The sequence below is a fragment of the Bacillus pretiosus genome (assembly GCF_052947655.1).
This window is the reverse complement of sequence record NZ_CM129593.1, coordinates 4,540,153-4,558,835: the sequence shown is the minus strand read 5'-3', so window position 1 is coordinate 4,558,835 and position 18,683 is coordinate 4,540,153. Positions and strand designations below refer to the sequence as shown.

The window sequence follows — 18,683 nt, the reverse complement described above, 5'->3', positions numbered from 1 at the left end:
GTAATTTCTATTTAATATATAAAGTTTAATCGAGATAAAAAAAATTGCAAATATGAGGTGAGAAACGATGATAGAAAAACGAATTCCAATTCAAGTTGCTGAGGCAGTAGAGAGAGTAATGGAATATGTGAAGCATGGTGAAGTAGAAGAGGTTTCTATTACGGAAAGTTACGGGAGAATTCTTGGGGAGGATGTTATCTCTGATCATGACGTTCCTCATTTCGATCGTTCTCCTTACGATGGTTTCGCGATTCGAGCAGAAGATACGAAAGAAGCAAATCAAGAGAATGCGATTGAGTTTGAAGTAATAGGAGAAATCGGGGCAGGATCTGTTTTTACAGAAGAAGTAGGACATTTTCAGGCGGTTCGTATTATGACAGGAGCAGCTATTCCAGAGGATTGTAATGCAGTCGTAATGCTAGAGTTGACGGAAGGTTTTGAGAAGAACGGAAAAACATATATGAAGTTAAAGCGTCCTTTTCATAGTGGTGACAATGTGTCATTTAAAGGAGAAGATATAAAGAAAAATCAAGTTCTCGTTCAGAAAGGTGTTGCAATTAATCCAGGTGTTGCGGCCTTATTAGCGACGTTTGGATATAGTACTGTGAAGGTTGTAAAACAGCCTGTTGTTGGTATTGTGACGACAGGAAGTGAACTGCTAGAGGTACACGAGTCGTTACAGCCGGGGAAAATTAGAAATAGTAACTCGTATATGATCGCCGCTCAAATTATGAAAGTCGGAGGGAAAGTTCGTTATTATGGCCAACTTGCCGACGAGTTAGATGCATGCTTTGCAGCTGTTCAATCAGCGATGAATGAGGTTGATATTTTAATTACGACAGGCGGTGTGTCGGTAGGGGATTATGACTACTTGCCGGCTATTTATGAAAGATTACAAGCGAATGTACTCTTTAATAAAATAGCGATGAGACCAGGAAGTGTAACGACAGTAGCTGAAGTTGACGGAAAGTTACTTTTCGGTTTATCAGGGAATCCGTCAGCTTGCTACGTAGGCTTTGAGCTATTTGTGCATCCGGTTATAAAAACATATTTGTATGCGAAAGAACCCCACGTATATAGAGCGGATGCTATTTTACAAAAAGATTTTCCGAAGCCAAATCCGTTTACTCGTTTTGTAAGAGCAAACGTGACAATCGTAGACGGGGCATTACAAGCGATGCCGGTCGGTTTAGATAAATCGAGTGCGGTCTCTTCACTCGCCGATGCGAATGCTTTTATTGTGTTGCCTGGAGGAACGAGAGGATTTGAAGCAGGGATGAAAGTATCTGTATTATTGTTAGAGCACGACGAGGGATGTGATTGGCCATGGGCAAAGCCCCTTCAATCTTACAAATAGTAGGATATCAAAATAGCGGGAAAACAACGCTCGTTGAGAAAATTGTGTATGCATTAGCTGAACGAAACATGAAAGTTGCTACAATTAAGCATCACGGGCACGGAGGTTTTCCAGAAGTAGCGCAAAAAGATAGTGAAAGGCACCGAAAGGCTGGGGCTGTTGTCAGTAGTGTAGAAGGCGCTGGATTACTTTCACTGTCGTCATTAAGAGAGGAATGGTCCTTGCAAGAAATTATTCGCTTATATGAGTTTTTTGAAGTGGATACAATTTTAATAGAGGGCTATAAAAAAGAGAGCTATCCGAAAGTAGTATTACTTCGTTCTGCGGAAGACGTTGAACTTTTACATAAAGTAGAAAACATAGTAGCGGTTATTACGTGGCATGATGCACCTGCAAACTTACGAGAAGAATATAAAGTATTTCATATAACAGAAGAAGAGTTGTATATAGACTGGTTTATACAAACGGTAAGGAGTACGAAATGACAAATACGTATTATGAAGTAATTGATACAGAAATCTCGATTGAAGAGGTAGCAAAGAAGGTTATTCGCCGCGAATGCGGTGCTGTTACAACATTTATTGGAACGGTTAGGGAGTTTACGAAAGGGAGTCGTACATTATACTTAGAATATGTCGCTTATAAAACGATGGCAGAAAAGATGCTAGAGAAAATTGGCTCAGAAGTGAAAGAGAAGTGGCCAGGTACACACGTTGCGATTACACATCGCATCGGTACACTGCAAATTTCTGATATCGCGGTTGTTGTTGCTGTTTCAACACCGCATCGTAAAGCGGCCTATGAGGCGAATGAATACATTATGGAACGTATAAAACAAGTTGTTCCGATTTGGAAAAAGGAGTTTTGGGAAGATGGAGACTCATGGATTGGTGATCAATTAGAAAAAACGCCATATCCGGCAGGGGAGCCTGGGAAGGAGCTGTAAGTATGATTCGAGTATTATTATTTGCGCACTTGCAAGAGGAAGCAGGAACAAGTGAATTACAAATAGAGAAAGAAAATATTACGGTTGCAGAGTTAAAAGATGTTGTTGCTAAAGAATATAATGTACCAGTGACAGCATCAACTATGGTTGCGATTAATGAAGAATATGCGAATGAAGATGATACGATCCGAGATGGTGATGTTGTTGCACTAATCCCACCAGTGAGCGGTGGTTAATATTGGATTCATTAAAACGACTTTCCTACATAGGGAAGTCGTTTTTTTATGGAAGTTTTGCGAACACTAACTTATAGAACAAGGAGGGTGTTATGAAAAAAATATGTGTAGTTATTACAATGCTATGTGCAATCTTTTTCTCTTCTCCAAGTGATTCTTTTGCGAAAGAATCGAGGGAGCAGCTGTTAGAGAGTGCATTATCAAATAGGTACTATTCAGTTATTAGACAAGTGACAGAAGATCAGTATGAATGTGCTTCCGTTATAAATATAAAACGTCTCGGTAAGAACGGTGAGTTCGTTCCTAGATTTGAAATTACGCTACAATTTCTTACGTTCCAAGGTGCACATAATCCGCCGAATGATAAAGTTACACTTATTTTGGAAGATTATTTAGATCACGTAAAAATAAAGAAGGTGGAGCGAGAAAAGAATGTTTCTGGTGCTATTGCAGAAAAAGTTTGTGAACGGGAAAAAGAAAAAATAAAAGCTCACTCTAATGATTCAGAGTGATAACTTATGACATTTAGTAAAGAAAGGTAATGAGCGATGGACATACTTTTAGCGATTTTACCGGCTATATTTTGGGGAAGTATTGTGCTATTTAACGTGAAACTGGGCGGGGGACCGTATAGTCAAACGCTCGGTACAACGTTTGGGGCACTTATTTTCTCGATTGTTGTTTATATTTTTATGAAGCCAGTATTAACTCCTACTGTTATTGGAGTTGGAATTGTGTCAGGTTTATTTTGGGCACTTGGTCAGGCGAATCAATTAAAAAGTATTGATTTAATGGGCGTTTCGAGAACGATGCCCATTTCAACAGGACTGCAATTAGTTGCGACGACTTTATTTGGAGTCATCGTATTTCATGAGTGGTCCACGACTATATCAGTCGTCCTTGGTGTTTTGGCTCTCGTTTGTATTATTATCGGTGTTATTTTAACATCACTTCAAAGTGAAGAAGAAAAGAGTGCAGAGCAGGCGGGTAATTTTAAAAGGGGCATTATCATTTTATTGATTTCAACAGTCGGTTATTTAGTTTACGTAGTAGTGATTAGGCTATTTAACGTAGATGGTTGGTCAGCTTTATTGCCACAAGCAGTTGGTATGGTGTTAGGGGGCGTTTTGCTTACGTTTAAACATCATCCATTTAATAAATATGCACTACGAAATATTATCCCAGGATTAATTTGGGCAGCTGGAAATATGTTTTTATTCATTTCGCAGCCGCGTGTTGGAGTGGCAACAAGTTTTTCGCTATCGCAAATGGGGATTATTATTTCAACGCTTGGCGGGATTCTTATATTAGGTGAAAGAAAAACGAAACGCCAATTAACGGGGATTGTTGTCGGTATCGTTTTTATTATCGCAGCCGGAATAATGTTAGGTGTTGCAAAAAGTTAAAGGGGGTATTGAAATGTATAGTGATTTAGCAGGAAAAGTTGTCGTTATTACAGGATCAGCAACTGGTCTTGGAAGAGCGATGGGAGTACGGTTTGCTAAGGAGAAAGCAAAAGTAGTAATTAACTATCGCTCACGAGAGTCAGAAGCGCATGATGTATTAGAAGAAATTAAAAAAGTAGGCGGAGAAGCGATTGCTGTAAAAGGTGATGTGACAGTTGAATCTGATGTCGTGAACCTCATTCAATCTGCTGTGAAAGAGTTTGGTACGCTTGACGTTATGATTAATAATGCAGGGATAGAAAACGCGGTCCCGTCGCATGAAATGCCGTTAGAGGATTGGAATAAAGTAATCAATACAAATTTAACAGGTGCTTTTTTAGGAAGCCGTGAAGCGATTAAATATTTTGTAGAACATGATATTAAAGGTTCTGTTATTAATATGTCGAGTGTTCATGAGAAAATTCCGTGGCCACTATTTGTGCACTATGCGGCGAGTAAGGGCGGCATTAAACTGATGACAGAAACGTTAGCGTTAGAATATGCACCAAAAGGTATTCGAGTAAATAATATTGGGCCAGGTGCAATAAATACGCCAATTAATGCCGAAAAGTTTGCTGATCCTAAAAAACGTGCTGACGTAGAAAGTATGATACCGATGGGCTACATTGGAAAACCGGAAGAAATTGCAGCAGTCGCAACGTGGCTTGCTTCCTCAGAAGCGAGTTACGTAACTGGAATTACGTTATTTGCAGATGGTGGAATGACTTTATACCCGTCGTTTCAAGCAGGGCGCGGTTAATAAAAAAGGACAAAGAGATTATCTCTTTGTCCTTTTTTCTGCAAAAAAAAATAGCGGTCGGCTATTTTAAATTTAATGATTAATTGTATCTTGAAGAAATTCTGTTGCTTGATGTTCAGAAACATTTTGCACAAGTGCAACTTCGCTAATCATCATTTTGCGTGCATTATCTAGCATTTGTTTTTCGCTCGCATTTAATGCTCTCTCTTTATTACGGCGAAGTAAATCGCGAACAACTTCTGCGCTATCTTGCAGATTGCCGTTTTTCATTTTTTCCATATTCATTGTATATCTCTGTTTCCAGGAAAGTGATGTGTCTGATTCCCCGTTTTGAAACTCAAGAAGTATAACATCTAATGTACCTTTATCTACGATATAACGAATACCTGATTTTTGTAATTGATCCATAGGAAGCATTATTTGCATGTCTTTACTAATGATACGTATCACACAATATTGACGTGTTGTTCCTAATATTTCTTTCTCTTCAATGGCTTCGATGACTCCTGCGCCGTTCATTGGATAAACGATTTTATCGCCAATTTGAAACAAATCATCCACCTCCATATGTGGTAACCACTTTTAATGATAGCACAAGTGAGTGAAAATGTCAAATTTTATATAATACCATAATGTTGATATTATAGTCAATAAGTAAAAACTCTTTTTTTTTTATATATTTTTTTGCTCTTATTTATTGATGATTTTTTTGAAAAATAGTACAGACGAAGAAAGAAGGCATATCCACTTATTTTTAAGCATAAAATGTAAAATCGTTAATACAATATACCTAAATCCGTTCTTTGCAAGGGAGGGAGAGAAGGTGGGGCGCACAATAAGAATTGATATTACAAATAAAGTTGTAGCTAAATTTAGACCGGATTATTTGGAATTATATACGAGTAAATTTATGATAGGTAAGTTTTATGTCTATACTGAAGGTAAACAATATGTGTTAGAAGACGGATATATATATGAAGACGGAAAATTTTATCGCATCATAGATACGCACCGTGGCAATAATCAAGCGGCGGAGGGCTGCGATCTAGGATGGTGTTAACATGATTCGTGTGAAAGTGTTTGATGAAAGTCACGAAAAAGACTTAGAAGACGCTGTAAATGTTTTTTTGAAAAAGATTGATGATAGTAATTTTGTAGATATTAAGTACCAAGTCGGTGTTTCCATTAATGATGACGAAAACCAAATTTATTGTTTTTCAGCAATGATCGTTTATAAAACATAAAAAAGAGCTGGGTGAGCCAGCTCTTTTTTATGTTTTATGTTGGGACAACATGTGTCGGTAATACGTTCATAATAGATTGAGTTGTGCCTAATTTCTTTTTCGCTAAAAGAGGCTCCCCTGTTTCATGGTTTTGGGCATCTGTACACATACCAAGGTGATAACGATCACCTAAAAATGGATCGATATAAAAACCGTTTTTGAATACTTTATCATTCGGATGTTTTTCATGGTGAATGTCAGAGCAATTAATGCAATAGAACATAGCTTTCATCCCCTTTTTATTTTTGTTTGAAAAAAGTGAGTTGGTAGTCATTTCGCTCCTAAGGAAATGTTGAGGAGAAGAGAAATAACTACCTACTCAAATGGTGGGCATATTCCTTCTGATTTTTCATATCTCGCGTAGTGTCCCTGAGGGAAGGAGGAGAGACGAAATACGCATGATATACGTAAGGCACTTCTTTCAAGATGAATGATGGAGTTTCATGTTGAGAGAAGTTTTTATTTTTTGTTGCCTTTGTGAGTATATTATGAGGGAATGCTCAGAGGGTGTTTGTCCTGTTGAAAAAATGTTGAGAATTTCTCAACAATAAAAAATAACTAGCGTTGACATGAAACTAAAAGGTGTTATATTATCAAAGTATAACCAAAAGGTGTTATATTTGATTGCCGAATAAAGGAGAATGAAAATGGAACAACAAAATACATTAACTGATATTAAACAAACGATCGTTTTTAACGCGTGTATTCAAAAAGTATGGAATGTAGTATCAACTGCAGAAGGGATTGCGTCATGGTTTATGCCGAATGATTTTGTATTAGAGGTAGGACATGAATTTCATGTGCAATCACCATTTGGCCCATCACCATGTAAAGTGTTAAAAATTGATGAACCAAACCATCTATCTTTCTCATGGGATACAGATGGCTGGGTCGTTTCATTTAATCTGAAAGACCTAGGAGATAATAAAACAGAATTTACGTTAATTCACGGCGGCTGGAAACATCCTGATGAAATTCTTCCGAAAGCGAATGCGAAGAGCTCTATTATTCGCGATAGAATGAGTGGCGGCTGGGTAGCGATTGTAAATGAAAAACTGAAAAAGGTTGTTGAAGGCTAAGTGTCTTCATCAGCAGCGAAATATGATGTATTTCAAGCAATTGCTGATCCAACCCGCCGAGAAGTAATACGGTTATTAAGTGATAAAGAGTTACCGATTTCCAAAATAACGGATCATTTTCCGATGAGTCGTACTGCGGTTGTAAAGCACCTTCATATTCTTTCGGAAGCGAATTTAGTAAGCGGAAGAAAAAGCGGAAGAGAGAAGATATATCGTTTGCATCCAGAACCATTAGAGGAATTACAACAGTGGCTCTCATATTATGAACGTTTTTGGGATAATAAATTATCTATGCTGAAACATATTGTGGAGAATGAAGAGTAAAAAGAGGATGACCAAAATGGTCATCCTCTTTATGATTGCTCACTTGTTTGAGTAGCTGGTTTTAATAAAATCCAAGCGATAATTAGTGTAAATACTGCTAATACGAAAGTACTCATATAAATGACGTGTACACTTGATGCTAATGCCTCTTGCGATTCGGTTACTACGTTTGCTGTAGTTCCTCCGTGTCCGCCACCAGATACAAGATCAAGGTTTTGAATACCGCGTGCATGAATCATCGTATTAAAGATTGTGCCAAAGATTGCAGCACCTAACGTTTGACTAAATGTATTAATAAATGTGTTTAAACCAACGGCTGTTCCGCGTGTATGAGCTGGTACGGCTGCTTGAATTGTTACCATATAAATAGGTGTCACAAGCCCCATTCCTAATCCGAATAATCCGACTGCTACATAGATAAGGAACGATGGTGAATTTGTTGATAATGTAAATAATAAGAACGTAGCGACTGATAAAATGCTAGCTCCAAGTAAAATGATTTGTTTCGTTTTTAATTTGCCTACTAAGTTACCAGAGAAAATAGCGCCAAATGTCCACATAACAGGGATTGGCATTAAAATAAGTCCGGCTTCTGTCGCATTTTTTCCTAATACACCTTGGCTCCAAATTGGAAGGTACATTGTAATACTAATGATCATTGCGCCAGCAATGAGCGTTAATATGTTTATTGTAGATAATGTACGGTTAGAGAAAAGTGCTAGCGGAATTAATGGTTCCGGAGATTTTTTCTCGATGAATAAGAAAATAATGAATGAAACGACGGCAAAGATTAATAGGCCGATAATTGTTATGTCGCCCCAGTTTTGCTTACTGCTACCTGTTAATAATGCATATAGTAGAGCGATCGTACTTAATGAGAAGACTGTTGCACCAAGATAGTCGATATGGTGTTTAGCGGGCTTAATAGATTCTTTGTAGTAAATGGCGATCATTAAGCAAGCGATAATTCCAAATGGGACGTTTAAGAAGAAAATATAACGCCAAGATAGAGAATCAACTAAAAATCCACCGACTAACGGTCCGATAACACCCGATACACCCCAAACGGCACTCATCCAACCTTGTGCTTTCGCGCGGTCTCTCGCTTCGCTATATAAGTCTCCAATAATCGTCATTGTGATCGGCATAACAGCACCAGCACCTATACCTTGAAGAGCACGGAAGAAGATTAATTGTTCCATTGATGTAACGACTCCGCAAAGCGCAGAACCGATTAAGAAGATTGTAGCTCCGATGAGTAAAACTTTTTTACGGCCGAATAAATCAGCTAACTTTCCGTATATTGGAGTCGAAACAGCTGTTGCAAGCATATAAATTGCATATACCCAACTAACAAGTTCGACGCCTGACAAATCACTCGTTATACGAGGGATCGCTGTACTAACAATCGTTCCTTCTACCGCAGAAAGAAACGTCATTAGCATTAAAGACATCATGACTTTTTTTCTCATATTTTTTCCCCTTACCCTTTTTCAAATATTCAACAATATAAAATATAAAGGTACTAAGGTATATAAAGCAACAAAAAAGCAATGGGAAGTTAGGAGGAACGTATATTTGTCGCTTATTTTCGGTAAGTCGATATATTTAAGAAATCGCTGATATATGTTGCCAAATCGCTTATATAATTTCATATACCTATAAAAAAAGAAACAGGAAGCCCTGTTTCTTTTTTAATATTGCATTTTCGCGTTTTCTCCAGCCGTTGTTCCGGCAATTCTACCAGTAACGAGAGCAGATGTAATATTATAGCCGCCAGTATAACCGTGAATATCAAGAACTTCTCCGCAGAAATATACGCCGTTCGTGAATTTAGAAGACATTTCTTTCGGGTTAATTTCTTTAACGGATACACCGCCGCCAGTAACGAATGCTTTTTCAATTGACTGCGTACCATTTACATTCACAGTAAACTCTTTAAAGTCTTTCACAAGTGCACGAATTTTCTCGTGAGAAACTTGTCCAGCTTGTTCGCTGCCATCAATTTCATTTTTTTCTAATAAGAATAGGAAGTAACGTTCAGGAACATAACCTTTTAATACATTTTTAATCCCTTTTTTCGGATCTTCTTTCATTTGTTTCAGCATGCGCTGGAATAGTTGTTCACTATTTTCTTCTGGCAATGCATCGATACTCATTTGAATCGTATTCGTTTTAAACTTTTTCAGTGCTTTCACGACGAATTGGCTACAACGAAGAGCGGCAGGACCAGATAGGCCGAAATGAGTGAAGAGCATGTCCATTTTGTGAGAAATGATAGCTTTTCCTTTTGGGTTTAATACGCTTAAGTTAACATCGCGTAAAGCAAGACCTTGTAAGGAGCGATCACGAATAAATGGTTCGTTTGAAAGGATTGGTACTTCTGTTGGGAATAGCTCTGTAATTGTATGCCCAGCTTTTTCAGCCCAAGCGTATCCGTCTCCAGTAGAGCCAGTTTGAGGAACGGATTTTCCGCCAACAGCGATAACGACATGATTCGTTTCTAACACTTCGCCAGTTTGCAGTACGACTGCTTTCGTTTGACCGTTCTCATATTCAATTGTTTCAACGGGTGTATTCGTACGGATTTTTACACCTAAGTCTTTTAATCGTGTTAAAAGTGCGTCTACTACTGATTGTGCTTTATTTGATACAGGGAACATGCGACCATGATCTTCTTCTTTTAGTTGCACGCCAAGCTTTTCGAAGAATGTAATAATATCTTCATTATTGAAAATAGAAAAAGCGCTGTATAAGAAGCGACCGTTTCCTGGTATATGTTTAACGATCTCATCAAGTGGTAGACGGTTCGTTACGTTACAACGACCACCACCAGAAATCGCAAGTTTACGCCCTAGTTTATTTCCTTTATCAAGAAGTAAGACACTTGCGCCTTCTTCTGCAGCACCGATTGCAGCCATTAGCCCAGAAGGCCCGCCGCCGATGACAATAACATCATAATGCATAATATATCGACCTCATTTTCTACATTTCCTGCCTAAAAGAATAGCATGTTTTCCCTTAAAAGAAAAATAGAGTGAAGTACTGCTTAAGGAGAGAATTGTGGTACAATACAAAAGTTAGAGTTCAGCACTATCCTGCTATTTGTGGGTAAGAAGACTAAAACCTTAAGATGTAAGAGAAATAAAAAGGGAATTTGGTAGCCCATAAATGCTCGAATAGTTCAACTAATAATCAGTGGGGAAGAACACCCACACTGATTAAAGTTTCACTTTATGTAGATGTAGGAGGATTTTTGTATGTCCGATTCGAAATTTCTGCGCGGAACGCTTATTGTTACGTTAGGGACATTTTTAGTAAAGTTCTTAGGCATGATTTACGTCTTTCCGTTTCATGCATTAGTAGGTACAGAAGGCGGAACGCTCTATACATATGGATACATTCCATATACGATCTTTTTAAGTATTGCAACGGCAGGGGTGCCGCTTGCTGTTTCAAAATTTGTTTCCAAATATAATGCGCTTGGCGATTATAAAACGAGCCGGAGAATGTTCCGTTCGGGAATGGTTATGATGATAGTAACAGGAGTTCTTTCGTTCCTAGTTCTATACATGACAGCGCCACTGTTTGCAGAAGCAATGCTTGGTAAACAAAGTATACACAGTAATGTAGAAGAAGTTACGACGATTATTCGTCTTGTAAGTTTTGCACTTATTGTTGTACCAGCAGCGAGTTTAATTCGTGGTTATTTCCAAGGTCACCAATCGATGGGACCGACTACTGTTTCGCAAATTATTGAACAAATTATTCGTATCGTCTTTTTATTAGCGGGTAGTTTTATCGTTATTAAAGTACTTGGCGGTACAGTTGCAACAGCAGTTGGGGTAGCGACATTTGCTGCGTTCGTTTCAGCAGTTGGAGCGCTCGGTGTACTCATTTGGTACTGGTTAAAACGTAAAAAATATTTGGATCAATATTTAATTGAACAAACTGTACCAGAATCGACAGTGAGTACGGTTCAATTATTTAAAGAATTATTTGCATATGCGATTCCTTACGTTGTAATTGGGTTAACAATTCCTTTATATCAACAAATTGATACATTGACATTTAACTCAATTATGCAAGCGATTGGCCAAGGTGATATCGCAGAGCGAGCGCTTGGTATTTTCACAATGTGGACGCATAAATTAATTATGATTCCTGTATCGCTTGCAACAGCGTTTAGTTTAACGCTTGTACCAGCGATTACAAAATCATTTACTGAAAAACAATACCGCTATTTAAAGTTACAAATTACACAAACATTCCAGGCAAATATGTTCTTAACATTGCCAGCAGTTGTCGGTATATCAACACTTGCATATCCAATTTATACTGCGTTCTATGACTCAGATCCACTAGGTGGACAAGTATTAATGTGGTATGCACCGGTTGCGTTATTATTCGCTTTATTTACAGTAACAGCAGCAATTCTGCAAGGAATCAATCAACAAAAACATGCGATTGTCGCGCTTATTATGGGTGTTATTTTGAAATTCGTATGTAACGTAATCTTTATTCGTTATTTCGGTACAGTTGGAGCGATTTTAGCAACTGCAGTCGGATTCTTAGCTTCCGTATGGTATACGAATCGACAAATCAAAAAACATGTACACTATTCATTTGGTGTTGTATATAAGAGAACTTTCCAAATTGCAGTATTAACACTTGTAATGGTCATTGCTGTAAAGTTATCACAATGGACTCTGTCCTTCATGATCTCACCTGATGGCCGAATGGGTGCTCTTATTACAGTTGTGGTTTGTGCAGGTATTGGTGGTCTTGTGTATGGATTGTTAGCAATTCGCACAGGAGTACTTGAACGAGTATTTGGCGGAGAAGCGTTAGAGAAAATCCAACGTAAACTTGGCAATAGATTCAAAATAAAGTTGAAATCAAAAGGGGCGTAATTACGTCCCCTTTTCTATGATAAACAAAGAAGGTGAAAAACGTGAGATTAGATAAATTATTAGCAAATATGGGATATGGAAGTAGAAAAGAAGTAAAGAAATTATTGAAAGACGGCGTTGTAAAAATTGATGGAACGCCAGTGAAAGATGCGAAGGTTCATGTAAATGTAGAAGAGCAAGAAGTTATGATTCACGGAGAAGTTGTGGAATATAAAGAGTTTGTTTATTTAATGTTGCATAAACCACAAGGCGTTATTTCAGCGACAGAAGATGATAATCATGAAACGGTAATAGATTTATTAGAGTTAGAAGATGCAATCTTTGATCCGTTCCCAGTTGGACGACTTGATATTGATACGGAAGGTTTCTTATTGATAACAAATGACGGGAAGTTATCACATCAATTGTTATCTCCGAAAAAGCATGTGCCGAAAAAATATTATGCACACGTTGCAGGAGTAGTAACAGAAGAGGATGTAAAAGAGTTTGCTAAAGGTGTTATTTTAGATGATGGCTATGAAACAAAGCCAGGTGCACTTACAATATTAAAAAGCGATGAGATTTCTGAAATCGAGCTTGTAATTACAGAAGGAAAGTTCCATCAAGTGAAGCGTATGTTTGAAGCGGTAGGGAAAAAAGTAGTCTACCTAAAGAGAACAGAGATGGGACCATTAGTATTAGATGAAGAGCTAGAACTTGGACAATACCGAGAGCTATCAGATGAAGAAGTAGAAATGTTAAAAACATATCAAGTAGATACTGAAAAATAGTGCTGTTTTTGGCGCAGAAAAGACCCCTTTCTAACGAATTAGAAAGGGGTATGTATTTATTTACATACAATTATTTGTTCATTATGAGGTCATTCTCACTTTCTTTCCTGTTGTTGTCCACTTACCGCGGCAAGGGCTATACACGAGTTCATTAAACTGCAACACATTTAGATCACGTTGTATCGTTCGCGGTGTGATCCCGAACTCATCTACAAGGTCTTTCGTCGTTACCGTTCCGTTTTCATTGATGTACATATAAATTGATTTAATGCGTGTTAGCATACGAGTAGTTGTAGGTTTCAAGAGAAAACCACTCCTCTACTAGTTTTTTTGACCCCATTCAGGAAAGAAGGTCGTTACTACCATTGTACTCTACATGATAAAATTCATGCTTTAATCTACTTAAATTTTACAGAAATTTAACAAATATTCATATAGAAAAATATTGGTAGTTGACATTGTATATATGGTCAGTCAACTAACACATAAAATTCTACGTAAAACGCCAAATTCCTGCAAATTTTTTTAGAAAAATAAAAGAAAAACTAATAAGAAATATCTGAAATGTTACAATTGTTAGGTATTTGAGTTTCGTATATGGCATAAGAGATTTCGGTTTGTTATGATGAAAGAAACAATATAGTGAAGGATGGATGCGTGATGTCAGCGATTAATTGGACAGAAGAAGTTGCAAAACGAAAAGATGATTTAATTCGTGATACACAACAATTTTTACAAATTAAAAGTGTATGGGAAGAAGAATCAGCGAAAGAGGGCGCACCATTCGGTGAAGGTGTAGAAAAAGCTTTATCTTTCATGTTACATAAAGGAGAAACTGAAGGTTTTGCTTCTAAAAATTTAGAAGGGTATGCAGGTCATCTTGAAATGGGACAAGGAGAAGAGTTAGTAGGTATTCTTTGTCACGTTGATGTTGTACCAGAAGGAGATGGCTGGACGACTCCCGCATATAGTGCAGATATTCGCGATGGAAAGATTTTTGCACGTGGTGCAATTGACGATAAAGGCCCAACGATGGCAGCTTATTATGCGATGAAAATTGTGAAAGAATTGGGTTTGTCTCTTTCAAAACGCGTTCGCATGATTTTAGGAACAGATGAGGAAAGCAATTGGAAATGTGTAGATCACTACTTTAAAAACGAAGAAATGCCAACAATCGGTTTTGCGCCAGACGCAGATTTTCCAATTATTAATGCAGAAAAAGGAATTTCTGATATACAAGTTGTGCAAAGTGGTAGTGAAGAGAAGAAAGGTACATATGAACTTGTTTCATTTGAATCAGGTCGCCGTTTAAATATGGTTCCTGATTTTGCGGAAGCGACTATTACAGGAGAAGATGTAAATACACTTACAGTAGCATATGAAGAGTATTTACAAACTGCTAAAAAAATAGGTGAAGCAATTGTAGAAGGTAATACGGTGACGTTGCAAATCAAAGGGATTTCAGCTCACGGATCTACTCCAGAGAAGGGTGAGAATGCAGGTTTATTACTGGCAAACTTCTTAACTACAGTTGCTCTTGATGGAAAAGGGGCTTCGTTTGCATCGTTTGTAACAGAAACATTTACAGGAGATATTTTAGGAGAGAAAGCTGGGATTTCTTATAAAGACGATATTAGCGGACCGTTAACTGTGAATGTTGGTCGCCTTTCTTATACGAAAGAGAATGGTGGTAATTTAGGATTAAATGTACGTTACCCGGTTACGACTAACTTTGACGAAATGATTGCAAAGTTAAAAGAATACGTTGGTAATCATGGATTTAAAGTGGCGGATTATTCAAACTCTCGCCCGCATCACGTTGATAAAGACCACGTGTTAATTCGTACGTTGCAACGCGTATATGAAGAACAAACAGGTGAAAAAGCAGAGCTATTAGCAATCGGCGGCGGTACTTACGCTCGTTCATTGAAAGCTGGCGTTGCGTTTGGTCCGTTGTTCCCTGGAAAAGAAGAACTTGCGCATCAAAAAGACGAGTACATTGAAATTGAAGACTTATTAAAAGCAACAGCAATTTACGCGCAAGCAATTCATGAATTAGCGAAGTAATGGATATATAAATAAGGAGAGGCCGTCCCGATACATATTTTGGGACGGTTTTCTGTTACGTATAGGTTGCTTTTCTTATCGTATTTAGTTGTTAAGTCGATATAATTTCATTTATCCCGCATTAACGGGCAGTAAGCCCCCCACTTTAAAATTTAGCGAAAGCGAAGAAGTTAGGTGGGGATCAACTGCCCGTAAAAGCCCGATTGGTGAGGGCTAATAATCAGTAGGGGATGGACAAAACCCCCACTGATTAAAGTTTCACTTTATTAACGCGACCCTAACTTGGTTAGACTTGTAGGGAAGTTTGATTCTATTTAATTGAATGAGATAAGAAAGAAAAGCAACAATAGAAAGAAGGAGAAGATGTACATGGAGCCGCATTATTTTGTCGCGATTACGTTACCGAATCATATAAAAGAAGTGCTGTCTAACTATAAAGAGGAAATGCAGGAGGAATTACCATTTCGTTCATGGGTACATAAAGAAGACTACCATATTACCCTTTCATTTTTAGGTAGTGCAACAGAGGAACAATTAGAAGGAATAAAGAATGGATTACAAACCCTTACAGAAACGCAAGAACTATCGTTCACATTACAAGGATTTTCTACGTTCGGTATGGAAGATAGGCCGCGTATTTTTTGGTCGAAGGTAAGCGAGAATTACGATTTGCTTCAATTACAAAAGCAAGTGCACGCTATGTGTGAAGGGAATGGATTTTCTTTAGAAGCGCGCCCGTATCATCCGCATATTACTGTTGCTCGTAAATGGGTAGGAGAAGAGAAGTTTGATTTAGAACATATAAAGGAAGTACCTGAAATATCATTTCAAGCGGATACGATTACTTTATACGAATCTCACGTGAAGGAGACACCGAAGTATAAAGCGATTGCTGAAATAAAATTACAAAAATAGAATGTATGAAAACGTTTTTTATACAGGTGAATATACTATAGAGAATAATGAGTTACTGTATAGGGCTTCAATGATAAGAAAAGTCTTATCATTTGCAGCTCGTTTCATCCCTCTATTTGCGGGCAGTAAGACTCCTACCTCAAAATTAGGATCAAGCAAAGAAGTTAGGTGGGAGATCAACTGCCCATAAAGGCCCAATTGGTGAAGGCTAATAATCAGTGGGGTAAAGCTTTCCCGCTGATTAAAGTTTCACTTTATTTTAACTTTAAGAATGATGGTGATTTTTTTATGTTGAAAGTAAAACGTCCATTTGATGCCTATTTAGATGAAATGAATAAAATTACAATTTTGCTCCCACATGCGTATGGAACAAGCCGGACATTTCGTTTGCAAGAAGGAAGTAACGTGAAAGATTTACCGATTGCTCATACAATTGCGCTTCCGGATGCAACGAAGTATGAGTGCTTTATAGAAGAGCCGCTAGATGTGGGGAAGTATTATACAGTACGAGATGAACGGAATGAAGAAACAGATTTACAAATAGGTGCTGTCATAAGAACAGCGATTTTCGATGAAAAGTATTATTACGAAGGTACAGATTTAGGTGCTGTTTATCAAAAAGAAGCAACGACATTTAAAGTATGGGCTCCAACTGCGAGGCTTGCGAAAGTAAGGATTTATAAAAGTGATAAAGAATATACCGATCATGAAATGTATAGAGGAGAAAGTGGGGTTTGGACTCATACATTACAAGGTAATTTAGCTGGAGAAAAGTATACATTTCTTGTTTGTATTAATTTAATATGGAATGAAGCAGTGGATCCTTACGCAAAGTCAGTGACTGTAAATGGGAAGTACGGCGTTGTTATCGATTTGGAAAAGACAAATGTAACAAGACGAGAGCAATTACCACCATTACACGCAATGACAGATGCCATACTGTATGAACTGCATATTCGTGATGCCACTATTCATAAGGGCAGTGGAGTGAGTAAAAAAGGAACATATAAAGGGCTAATGGAAGAAGGGACAACAGGGCGAAATGGGACGTTAACAGGCTTGTCTCATATAAAAGATTTGGGTGTTACACATGTTGAATTATTGCCTTTATATTGTTTCGGTGGTGTAGATGAGGCGAATCCTTCTTCTGCATATAATTGGGGTTACAATCCATTATATTACAATGCGCCTACGGGATTTTATGCTACAAACCCTTCTGACCCGTATAACAGGATAGTAGAGTGTAAGCAACTAATTGAAACATTTCATGAGCACGGCATTAGGGTGATTATAGATGTTGTATACAATCATGTGTATGAAAGAGAGCTATCATCATTTGAAAAGCTTGTCCCAGGATATTATTTTCGTCATGGTGAAGATGGTATGCCTTCTAATGGGACGGGAGTCGGGAATGATATAGCATCTGAACGGAAAATGATGAGGAAATTTATTGTAGAGTCTATTTTATATTGGCTTACTGAATACAATGTTGATGGATTCCGATTCGACTTAATGGGAATTTTAGATGTTGATACAATGAATATAATAGAAAAAGAAGTACGAAACATAAAGCGAGATGCATTGTTATTAGGAGAAGGGTGGGAGCTACAAACACCACTTCCTCTAGAGGAAAAAGCAACGTTAAATAACGCAAAGAAAATGCCGCATATTGCGCAATTTAATGATCAATTTCGTGATGGGATAAAAGGGAGTACCTTTCATATAAATAAGCGTGGTTTTGCATTTGGTGGGCATGTAGACTGTAATCATTTGCAGTATATAGCATCGGGAAGTCTTTTGAGTATGAAAGAAACAGGTCTGTTTCTAGAGCCTGTGCAAAGCATTAACTATGTAGAATGTCATGACAATATGACGATGTGGGATAAACTAATGCGGAGTAATGAAGAACCAGAAGAGATTTTGAAAAAACGTCACCTTCTAGCGAGCGCAATGGTGATTCTTTCGCAAGGCATCCCTTTCTTACATGCTGGGCAAGAGTTTTATCGTACGAAGCAAGGAAATGAAAATAGTTATAATGCAAATGATGAAATTAATCAATTAGATTGGGATCAAAAAGAGGAAGAGATAGAGACCGTTAACTATATAAAAGGTTTAATTGCGATTCGCAAAGAGCACAGAGCATTCCGATTACAAAACGCAGACCTTATAAAAAAGCACATGACTTTTTTGCAAACATCTCCAGAAGTACTTGCATATCACCTAGAGCATGCAGAATCATTTGGACCGTGGAAAGAGATTATAGTTTTATTTAATAGCGGTTTAGAAGCTAAAACGGTGCAACTTCCGAAAGAAGAAACGTGGCATGTGTTAGTAAACGAAAAGCAAGCGAAAATAGAGCCAATTTCTTCATTTAGAGGAAAGGAACTTAGGCTCGCTCCGATTAGCACGTATATATTGACGATAATGTGACAAATCGCTACTTGACGATGAGAATGTAATAAATGTAGAATTGACAAAGGTGACGATTTTGATAAGTTGTCATTCTATGACAGGTTTTGTAAAATAAAATAGAGAGTTTTTGGCTTATGCCAAGTTTTCTTTTCATTTACAGTAAAATATATGAATCC

At 37.7% G+C, this 18,683-nt stretch carries 21 protein-coding genes; 16 read left to right on the top strand and 5 right to left on the bottom strand.

Annotated features, from left to right (window positions below; all coding sequences use genetic code 11):
- Positions 1–67: 67 nt before the first annotated feature.
- From moeA to ACU8YW_RS23500, 7 genes are all read left to right on the top strand, one after another.
- Positions 68–1,357 (top strand): molybdopterin molybdotransferase MoeA, encoded by a 1,290-nt coding sequence (moeA, locus tag ACU8YW_RS23530; protein WP_426934108.1) that lies wholly within the window; start codon positions 68–70, stop codon positions 1,355–1,357.
- Positions 1,327–1,842 (top strand): molybdopterin-guanine dinucleotide biosynthesis protein B, encoded by a 516-nt coding sequence (mobB, locus tag ACU8YW_RS23525; RefSeq protein WP_060486695.1) that lies wholly within the window; start codon positions 1,327–1,329, stop codon positions 1,840–1,842. The genes moeA and mobB overlap by 31 nt, the downstream gene beginning before the upstream one ends.
- On the top strand, positions 1,839–2,303 hold the full coding sequence (gene moaE, locus ACU8YW_RS23520) for a molybdopterin synthase catalytic subunit MoaE (RefSeq protein WP_426934107.1): 465 nt from the start codon (positions 1,839–1,841) through the stop codon (positions 2,301–2,303). Before mobB ends, moaE begins: the two co-directional genes overlap by 4 nt.
- A gap of 2 nt (positions 2,304–2,305) precedes the next feature.
- Positions 2,306–2,539 (top strand): molybdopterin converting factor subunit 1, encoded by a 234-nt coding sequence (gene moaD / locus ACU8YW_RS23515; RefSeq protein WP_000621775.1) that lies wholly within the window; start codon positions 2,306–2,308, stop codon positions 2,537–2,539.
- A gap of 92 nt (positions 2,540–2,631) precedes the next feature.
- Complete coding sequence (locus ACU8YW_RS23510) at positions 2,632–3,051, top strand: DUF3888 domain-containing protein (RefSeq protein ID WP_048540764.1); 420 nt, start codon at positions 2,632–2,634, stop codon at positions 3,049–3,051.
- A gap of 36 nt (positions 3,052–3,087) precedes the next feature.
- Positions 3,088–3,945, top strand: a complete 858-nt coding sequence (glcU, locus tag ACU8YW_RS23505; RefSeq protein ID WP_048540762.1) for a glucose uptake protein GlcU — start codon at positions 3,088–3,090, stop codon at positions 3,943–3,945.
- Positions 3,946–3,958: 13 nt separating this feature from the next.
- A complete protein-coding gene (locus ACU8YW_RS23500; RefSeq protein WP_000286669.1) occupies positions 3,959–4,744 on the top strand; it encodes a glucose 1-dehydrogenase in 786 nt (261 codons plus the stop codon).
- A gap of 72 nt (positions 4,745–4,816) precedes the next feature.
- On the opposite strand, the gene ACU8YW_RS23495 is transcribed toward ACU8YW_RS23500, so the two are convergent.
- Positions 4,817–5,311 carry a CarD family transcriptional regulator gene (locus tag ACU8YW_RS23495; protein ID WP_000451450.1) on the bottom strand — a complete coding sequence of 165 codons (495 nt, stop codon included), beginning with the start codon at positions 5,309–5,311 and terminating at the stop codon, positions 4,817–4,819.
- A 256-nt stretch (positions 5,312–5,567) separates the two neighbouring features.
- Here ACU8YW_RS23495 and ACU8YW_RS23490 point away from each other — a divergent pair, with 256 nt between their 5' ends.
- Both ACU8YW_RS23490 and ACU8YW_RS23485 read left to right on the top strand, forming a co-directional pair.
- Positions 5,568–5,804, top strand: a complete 237-nt coding sequence (locus ACU8YW_RS23490; protein ID WP_000533808.1) for a DUF2553 family protein — start codon at positions 5,568–5,570, stop codon at positions 5,802–5,804.
- Position 5,805: 1 nt separating this feature from the next.
- Positions 5,806–5,988 carry a sporulation protein Cse60 gene (locus ACU8YW_RS23485; RefSeq protein ID WP_000621752.1) on the top strand — a complete coding sequence of 61 codons (183 nt, stop codon included), beginning with the start codon at positions 5,806–5,808 and terminating at the stop codon, positions 5,986–5,988.
- Between the two features lie 34 nt (positions 5,989–6,022).
- Here the strand turns inward: ACU8YW_RS23485 and ACU8YW_RS23480 are convergent, their stop codons facing one another.
- The gene (locus ACU8YW_RS23480; RefSeq protein WP_000498995.1) at positions 6,023–6,250 is read right to left on the bottom strand and encodes a DUF3973 domain-containing protein; all 228 of its coding nucleotides are present in this window, start codon (positions 6,248–6,250) and stop codon (positions 6,023–6,025) included.
- A gap of 424 nt (positions 6,251–6,674) precedes the next feature.
- Between ACU8YW_RS23480 and ACU8YW_RS23475 the strand changes: the two genes are divergently transcribed.
- The gene (locus tag ACU8YW_RS23475; protein ID WP_426934106.1) at positions 6,675–7,106 is read left to right on the top strand and encodes an SRPBCC family protein; all 432 of its coding nucleotides are present in this window, start codon (positions 6,675–6,677) and stop codon (positions 7,104–7,106) included.
- The gene (locus ACU8YW_RS23470; protein WP_000098837.1) at positions 7,107–7,430 is read left to right on the top strand and encodes an ArsR/SmtB family transcription factor; all 324 of its coding nucleotides are present in this window, start codon (positions 7,107–7,109) and stop codon (positions 7,428–7,430) included.
- 29 nt (positions 7,431–7,459) lie between these two features.
- On the opposite strand, the gene ACU8YW_RS23465 is transcribed toward ACU8YW_RS23470, so the two are convergent.
- Together ACU8YW_RS23465 and ACU8YW_RS23460 are read right to left on the bottom strand one after the other, a co-directional pair.
- Positions 7,460–8,902: an MDR family MFS transporter gene (locus tag ACU8YW_RS23465; protein ID WP_098230836.1), complete on the bottom strand. Its 1,443-nt coding sequence runs from the start codon at positions 8,900–8,902 to the stop codon at positions 7,460–7,462.
- Positions 8,903–9,124: 222 nt separating this feature from the next.
- A complete protein-coding gene (locus ACU8YW_RS23460; RefSeq protein WP_000558876.1) occupies positions 9,125–10,396 on the bottom strand; it encodes a BaiN/RdsA family NAD(P)/FAD-dependent oxidoreductase in 1,272 nt (423 codons plus the stop codon).
- Between the two features lie 294 nt (positions 10,397–10,690).
- Between ACU8YW_RS23460 and ACU8YW_RS23455 the strand changes: the two genes are divergently transcribed.
- Both ACU8YW_RS23455 and ACU8YW_RS23450 read left to right on the top strand, forming a co-directional pair.
- A complete protein-coding gene (locus tag ACU8YW_RS23455) occupies positions 10,691–12,343 on the top strand; it encodes a putative polysaccharide biosynthesis protein (RefSeq protein WP_097889183.1) in 1,653 nt (550 codons plus the stop codon).
- 41 nt (positions 12,344–12,384) lie between these two features.
- A complete protein-coding gene (locus ACU8YW_RS23450; RefSeq protein WP_001234944.1) occupies positions 12,385–13,113 on the top strand; it encodes a pseudouridine synthase in 729 nt (242 codons plus the stop codon).
- An 81-nt stretch (positions 13,114–13,194) separates the two neighbouring features.
- On the opposite strand, the gene ACU8YW_RS23445 is transcribed toward ACU8YW_RS23450, so the two are convergent.
- Positions 13,195–13,416 carry a DeoR family transcriptional regulator gene (locus tag ACU8YW_RS23445; protein ID WP_000805512.1) on the bottom strand — a complete coding sequence of 74 codons (222 nt, stop codon included), beginning with the start codon at positions 13,414–13,416 and terminating at the stop codon, positions 13,195–13,197.
- A 357-nt stretch (positions 13,417–13,773) separates the two neighbouring features.
- Between ACU8YW_RS23445 and pepV the strand changes: the two genes are divergently transcribed.
- The 3 genes from pepV (at position 13,774) to pulA (ending at position 18,525) form a co-directional block, all read left to right on the top strand.
- Complete coding sequence (pepV, locus tag ACU8YW_RS23440; RefSeq protein ID WP_088609958.1) at positions 13,774–15,180, top strand: dipeptidase PepV; 1,407 nt, start codon at positions 13,774–13,776, stop codon at positions 15,178–15,180.
- A gap of 369 nt (positions 15,181–15,549) precedes the next feature.
- Positions 15,550–16,095 (top strand): RNA 2',3'-cyclic phosphodiesterase, encoded by a 546-nt coding sequence (gene thpR, locus ACU8YW_RS23435; RefSeq protein ID WP_088609957.1) that lies wholly within the window; start codon positions 15,550–15,552, stop codon positions 16,093–16,095.
- 288 nt (positions 16,096–16,383) lie between these two features.
- Complete coding sequence (gene pulA / locus ACU8YW_RS23430) at positions 16,384–18,525, top strand: type I pullulanase (protein WP_088609968.1); 2,142 nt, start codon at positions 16,384–16,386, stop codon at positions 18,523–18,525.
- Positions 18,526–18,683 lie beyond the last annotated feature (158 nt).